Annotated in this window: 4 protein-coding genes; 2 read left to right on the top strand and 2 right to left on the bottom strand. The window is 71.0% G+C overall.

The window, feature by feature from the left end:
- A partial coding sequence (locus ACR9ZG_RS03000; RefSeq protein ID WP_481283337.1) for a hypothetical protein occupies window positions 1–766 on the bottom strand: 766 nt, incomplete at its 3' end.
- Window positions 767–909: 143 nt separating this feature from the next.
- The gene (locus ACR9ZG_RS02995) at window positions 910–2,253 is read right to left on the bottom strand and encodes a zinc-dependent metalloprotease (RefSeq protein ID WP_481283336.1); all 1,344 of its coding nucleotides are present in this window, start codon (window positions 2,251–2,253) and stop codon (window positions 910–912) included.
- Window positions 2,254–2,429: 176 nt separating this feature from the next.
- Here ACR9ZG_RS02995 and ACR9ZG_RS02990 point away from each other — a divergent pair, with 176 nt between their 5' ends.
- Window positions 2,430–3,572: a YlbL family protein gene (locus ACR9ZG_RS02990; RefSeq protein WP_481283335.1), complete on the top strand. Its 1,143-nt coding sequence runs from the start codon at window positions 2,430–2,432 to the stop codon at window positions 3,570–3,572.
- 73 nt (window positions 3,573–3,645) lie between these two features.
- On the top strand, window positions 3,646–6,594 hold the full coding sequence (locus ACR9ZG_RS02985; protein WP_481283334.1) for a UPF0182 family membrane protein: 2,949 nt from the start codon (window positions 3,646–3,648) through the stop codon (window positions 6,592–6,594).
- Window positions 6,595–6,720: the final 126 nt, after the last annotated feature.

Genomic DNA, 6,720 nt, shown 5'->3' with positions numbered 1-6,720 from the left:
GGTGCGGCTCGTGCCGCGTCCGGCTCCACCTCCCGGTGCCCGGGTCGAACCGCGCCCGCTCGCGCATCCAGGTGCCGGCCCCCGATCGCAGCCTCGCGAGCACGGCCGCGACGGCCACGGCAGCGACCGCCGCCGCGACCAGCTCCGTCTCGCCCGGCAGGCGCAGCGAGAACAGCTGGGCCGCCATCGCGGGCCAGGCGGCATCCGCGTCGGTGCGGTGCAGGTCGAGGCAGCGCAGGCAGGGACCGTGGCCCGGCTCCACCAGCGGCCCCACGGTCACTCCGGCATCACCGAACACCACGGCGAGGTGCGGCACGTCGCGACGCAGCCAGCGGGCGTAGCGCGCCGGCTCGATCGCGTACGCGCCCACGATCACGGCCGCGCCCGCCGCCTCCACCGCGGGATCGTCCCACGCGAGCCCGCTGGGCGCCTCCACACCGTCCCCGTTCAGCAGCTCGCGGAGGCGCGCCGCGGTGCGGCCATCGCCGTCCACCATGACGGCGGGAAGCGCAGACGTCGTCGGCGGCCCGGCGAGCACCGGCCGCAGCCGGTCGAGGAGGGCGTCGACCTCGTGCGGCGACGCGTGCGCCCGCGCGGCGATCATGCGGAGCCCCGCGGGGGCGACGCCGTCGGCCAGGGCGGCGATCATGCGCTCCTCGGCGGGCGTCACCGGTTGCAGGACGAGCCGCGCCGGGTCGACGCCGAACTGCAGGCTGTGCGGATTCCGCCAGACCCGGCGGACGGAGGGATCGAGTGCGAGGACCATGCCGGTATCGTCGCGTGAGCGGAGTCCGCCGGGACGGTTATCCCCAGATATTCATTCCGGGCCGGCTCGCTCCACAGCCGCTCGATCGCCAGGGACGCGCGCAGCGGGACGCGCGCAGCGGGACGCAGGCGCGCGCGAGCCCCTCACTCCTCGGTCGGTCGCTCCCCGTCGCCGCGCAGCAGGTCCTCGATCGCCTGGTCGAACTCGTCGCGCTCCGGCTCCTGACCGGTCGCGGTCGCGGTCAGCCGGGCCACGAGCGCGCTCGGGTCGTCGAGGTCCGACGCCTGGGGGAGGAGGTCCGGGTGCGACCACAGCGCGTCGCGCGCCTCCTGGCCTACCGCGTCGGTGACCGCCTGCCACATCGCCGCTGCCTCGCGCAGACGCCGCGGACGCAGCTCCAGCCCGACGAGGGTCGCGAAGGCCGACTCCGCCGGCCCGCCCGACGCGCGGCGTCGCCGCACGGTCTCGGCGATCGCGTCGGCGCGGGGGAGCAGCCGGGTGGCGTTGGCCGTGACCACGTCGACCCAGCCCTCGACCAGCGCGAGCATCGTCTCGAGCCGGGCCAGGGCCTCCTGCTGCACCTCGGTCTTCGGCGGGATGAGCGCGCCGCTGACCATGGCCTCCCGCAGCTCCTCGGGGTTGGAGGGGTCGAAGCTCTCGGCCAGCGACTCCAGCCGCTCGGTGTCGATGCTGATGCCCTTGGCGAACGCCGTGATCTGCGTGATCAGCTGCAGCCGCAGCCACTTGGCGTGCCGGAACAGGCGGGCGTGCGCGAGCTCGCGGACGGCCAGGTACAGCTGCACCTGGTCGGCCGGGATGTCGAGGCCGGAGCCGAACTCGGCGACGTTCTGCGGGATCAGCGCGGCCTTGCCGTCCTCCAGCAGCGGGATGCCGATGTCGCCGCCGGAGACGACCTCCTTCGACAGCTGCCCGACCACCTGACCGAGCTGCATCGCGAAGAGGGTGCCGCCGATGGAGCGCATGAGCTGCCCGGCGTTCTGGATCATGCCCTGCATCTCCTCCGGCGCCTGCTCGGTGAGCACGCGGGTGAGGGCGTCGGAGATGCTGGTCGCGACCGGTTCCGCCAGCTGCGTCCAGAGCGGCATCGTCTGGCGGGCCCACTCGGCGCGGCCGATCAGCTCGGGGGTGGCGGCCAGTTCGGAGACGGTCGTCACCTGGTCGAGCCAGAGCGCGGCCACGTTGAACGCCTGGTCGAGGGCCGCGCGCTCGGCAGGGGTCGCGGCGTGGGCGCCGTCGCCGGCGAGCGTGCGCGCCTGCTGCGCGGCGACCTCCCAGTCGATGCCGCCGCCCGGCTTCATCAGGGCGTTCTGGAGCTGCCCGAGGAGCTGCTGGAGGCTGGCCGGGTCGTTCGGGAGCCCGGCCGCGCCGGCGAGCTGGCTCGGGTCGATCGACGAGTTCCCGGACAGGAACTCGCGCAGCATGTCCCGGAACTCGTCGTCCGGGCCCTTCTCCGGGTCGTCGGCCATCGTGGCGCCCCTCGTCTCGTCTCGCTGTCGCCCGAGCCGCCGACCGGAGATGGTGCGCGCGGCTCACAGGCTCTGCATCTACGCTAGCCCGTGACACCCACGAGCCGGGTGGGAATCCGCCCCGGCGCCGCCCCCGGCCGTGCGCCCGTGGCGAACACGACGAAAGGGACTGCCGAGTGACGCTGTTCACCGACGACGACCGAGCCGCCGCCGCCCCGGTGGACCGGCAGCGGACAGCGCCGCCGCGCCGCGTCACGATCGGCTGGATCGCCGTCGGCGTCGCCTTCGTGCTCGCCATCGCGCTGGCGCTCGCGCCGGCGCCGTTCGTCATCGAGCAGCCGGGTCCCGTCTTCAACACCCTGGGCACCGGGACGGCGGTGGGCTCGACCGGCGACGGGACGGGGAAGCCGCTCATCAGCATCCCCGACAAGAAGACGTACCCGACCGCGGGCTCCCTCGATCTGCTGACGGTGTCGGTCGTCGGCAACCCCGACCAGCGGCCGAGCTGGGCCGAGATCCTGTGGTCGTGGTTCCAGCCGAGCAAGGCGGTCCTGCCGATCGAGGCGGTCTTCCCTCCCGGGACGACCACCGAGCAGTCCAACGCCGAGAACGCCGCGCTGATGGTGAACTCGCAGCAGGATGCGGTGGCCGCCGCCCTGAACGAGCTCGGCTACGACTTCCCCCAGGCGGTCGCGGTCAAGCAGCTCATCGCCGGCACGCCGGCCGCGAAGGTGCTGAAGGAGGGCGACGAGATCACGAGCGTCAACGGCACCGCGGTCGAGAGCATCCAGCAGCTGCGCGACCTCGTCTCCGAGAACGGCACCGGCAAGGCGGCCGAGCTGGGCATCGTCCGCGACGGCACGGACACCACCGTCCAGCTCACGCCGACCACCTCGGGCGGCCAGACCGTGCTCGGCATCGGCGCGGGGATGGACTACACCTTCCCGTTCGACGTGAAGATCCAGCTCAACGACGTGGGCGGCCCCAGCGCCGGCCAGATGTTCGCCCTCGGGATCATCGACAAGCTGACCCCCGGCGAGCTCAACGGCGGCAAGCGGATCGCCGGGACCGGCACCATCGACAACGACGGCACCATCGGCGCGATCGGCGGCATCCGGCAGAAGATGTACGCCGCCAGGGACACCGGCAAGGCGAGCTACTTCCTCGCGCCCGCCGCCAACTGCGACGAGGTCACCGGGCACATCCCGGGCGGGCTGCACGTCTTCGCGGTGAAGACCCTCGCCGCCTCGCTCAAGGCGCTCGACGCCGTCCGCGAGGGGACCGGCACCCAGGGACTGCCCACCTGTCCCGCGTCATAGGCGCAGGGAACTCGCAGAGACGCCCACCTAGGATGGAGGACATCCCCCGTCACGGAGAGCAAAAGGGCCACACGTGAGTTCAACCGCCGCACCACGACCCGCAGGACGCCGCCGCGCGGCCATCTGGATCACACTCGGGGTGATCGTCGCGCTCGTCATCCTGTTCTTCGTCTTCGCCGGACTGTACGCCGACATCCTCTGGTACCAGCAGCTCGGCTTCCTCAACGTGCTGACCACGCAGTGGTTCGCGGCCATCCTGCTGTTCTTCCTCGGCTTCCTCGGCATGGCCGTCCCGCTGTGGCTGGTCATCCAGCTCGCCTACCGCCTCAGGCCGGTCTACGCCAAGCTCAACACCCAGCTCGACCGCTACCAGCAGGTGATCGAGCCGCTGCGCCGCCTCGCGATGTACGGCATCCCGATCGTCTTCGGCATCTTCGCCGGCGTCTCGGCGGCGAGCCGCTGGCAGACCGCGGCGCTCTGGCTCAACGGCACCCACTACGGCAAGACCGACCCGCTCTTCCACCTCGACATCGGCTTCTACCTGTTCGCGCTGCCGTTCTACCGCAGCCTCGTCGGGTTCGCCTCGGCCGTCGTCCTCATCTCGCTGCTGGCGACGCTCGCCACCTGCTACCTGTACGGCTCCATCCGGGTCAGCGGGCGGGAGGTGCGCATCAGCAAGGCGGCGCGCATCCAGATCTCGGTGGTCGCCGCGCTGTACCTGCTGCTGCAGGGCGTCAGCATCTGGCTCGACCGGTACGCGACCGTGACCGACTCCAACGTCAACGACACGATCAACGGCGCGGCGTACACCGACGTGAGCGCGACCATCCCCGGCCGGGCGGTGCTCGCGGGGGCGGCGATCTTCGTCGCGATCCTGTTCGTGCTCACCGCGTTCGTCGGCCGCTGGCGGTTCCCGATCGTCGGCACCGCGCTGCTCATCGTCGCCGCGCTCGTCGTCGGCGCCATCTTCCCGTGGGTGATCCAGCGGTTCCAGGTGGAGCCGAGCCAGAAGACGCTCGAGACGCCGTACATCCAACGCTCGATCGACGCGACGAGGGATGCGTACGACCTCAGCGACATCGAGGTCATCCCGTACGACGCCAAGACCGACGCCGAGCAGGGCGCGCTGCGTCAGGACGCGCAGACGACCGCGCAGATCCGCATCATCGACCCCGCCATCGTCAGCCCGTCGTTCCGGCAGCTGCAGCAGTTCCGGCAGTACTACGCCTTCCCGAACACGCTTAACGTCGACCGCTACGAGATCAACGGCAGCGAGCAGGACGCCGTGGTCTCTGTCCGCGAGCTGCAGCAGTCCGGCCTCACCACGGGCCGCAACTGGTACAACGACACGATCGTGTACACCCACGGCTACGGCCTCGTCGCCGCCTACGGCAACCAGCGCTCGACCGACGGCCAGCCGGTGTTCATGGAGTACGGCATCCCGACCCAGGGCAGCCTGGGGGAGTACGAGCCGCGCATCTACTTCGGCCAGCAGTCGCCCACGTACTCGATCGTCGGCGCCCCGCAGGGCGGCAAGTCGGTCGAGCTCGACTACCCGGGCGGCGAGGACGGCGCGCAGCAGACGTACACGACGTTCTCCGGCAACGGCGGCCCGAAGCTCGACAACATCTTCAAGAAGCTCGTCTACGCGCTGAAGTTCCAGGACGAGCAGATCGTGCTGTCCGACGCGGTCAACAACGACTCGCAGATTCTGTACGACCGCGACCCGATCAAGCGCGTGCAGAAGGTCGCGCCGTACCTGACGCTCGACTCGCAGGCGTACCCCGCGGTCATCGACGGCCGGGTCAAGTGGATCATCGACGGCTACACCACGAGCGACCAGTACCCGTACTCGCACGTCGGCAGCCTGAGCGACGCGATCGCCGACACCGAGACGCCGACGCCGGCCTACGCGTTCGACGACATCAACTACATCCGCAACTCGGTGAAGGCGACGGTCGACGCGTACGACGGCTCCGTGACGCTCTACGCGTGGGACGACAAGGACCCCGTGCTGAAGACGTGGCAGAAGATCTTCCCCACCACGGTCAAGCCGGTCAGCGACATGAGCGCGCAGCTGATGAGCCACGTGCGCTACCCGGCCGACCTGTTCAAGGTGCAGCGCTCGGTGCTCGGCCAGTACCACGTGACCGACGCCGGCTCCTTCTACTCCCGTGAGGATGCGTGGACGACGCCGAACGACCCGGTCTCGTCGTCCAGCGACCCGACACTGCAGCCTCCCTACTACCTGACGATGCAGATGCCCGGCCAGACCGCCCCGGCGTTCTCGCTGTACACGACCTTCATCCCGCAGGCCTCGAGCGAGTCGAGCCGGTCTGTGCTGAAGGGCTACCTGGCGGTGGATGCCGACGCGGGCTCGAAGAAGGGCGAGGTGTCGTCGGGCTACGGCAAGCTGAGACTCCTGTCGCTGCCCTCGAGCGACACGATCCCGGGGCCCGGCCAGGTGCAGAACAACTTCAATGCCGATCCGACGGTGTCGCAGGAGCTCAACCTCCTGCGCCAGGGCAAGACGGACGTGATCAACGGCAACCTGCTGACCCTCCCCGTCGGCGGCGGCCTGCTGTACGTGCAGCCCGTGTACGTGCGGTCGACCGGTGAGACGAGCTACCCGCTGCTGCAGAAGGTGCTGGTCGCGTTCGGCGACAAGATCGCGTTCGAGGACACCCTCGACCAGGCCCTCGATTCGCTGTTCGGCGGCGACTCCGGCGCCAACGCGGGTGACACGAACGTGCCGGTCACGCCCGGCGGCACGGGCAGCGGCGATACCGGCGGCAACAACGGCGGCGACACGGGGTCGGGCGGCACGGACTCCGGCGGCAGCACCGGTTCCGGAGGGACCACGGACAACGCCGCCCTGCAGCAGGCGCTGCAGCAGGCCAAGCAGGCGCTCGCGGACCGCGAGGCCGCGCTGAAGGCCGGCGACTGGACCAAGTACGGCGAGGCGGATGCGCGGCTGCAGGAGGCGCTCCAGGCCGCGATCGCGGCCGAGGGCGGCAAGTAGCCCGGCGTCTTCCGCCACCGACGCGGCCCGCCCCCATTTGGGGGGGGCCGCTTCGTTCGTTCCGCGTGCATTCGGGCCGCCTCCGCCGAGGTCGGTCCTTACGGCGCGGCGGGCGGAAGCGGACAA

The sequence above is a fragment of the Leifsonia sp. KNZ12-8B genome, assembly GCF_056755495.1.
Note: the sequence above shows the minus strand (reverse complement) of the source record. Positions and strands in the feature narration are given on the sequence as shown.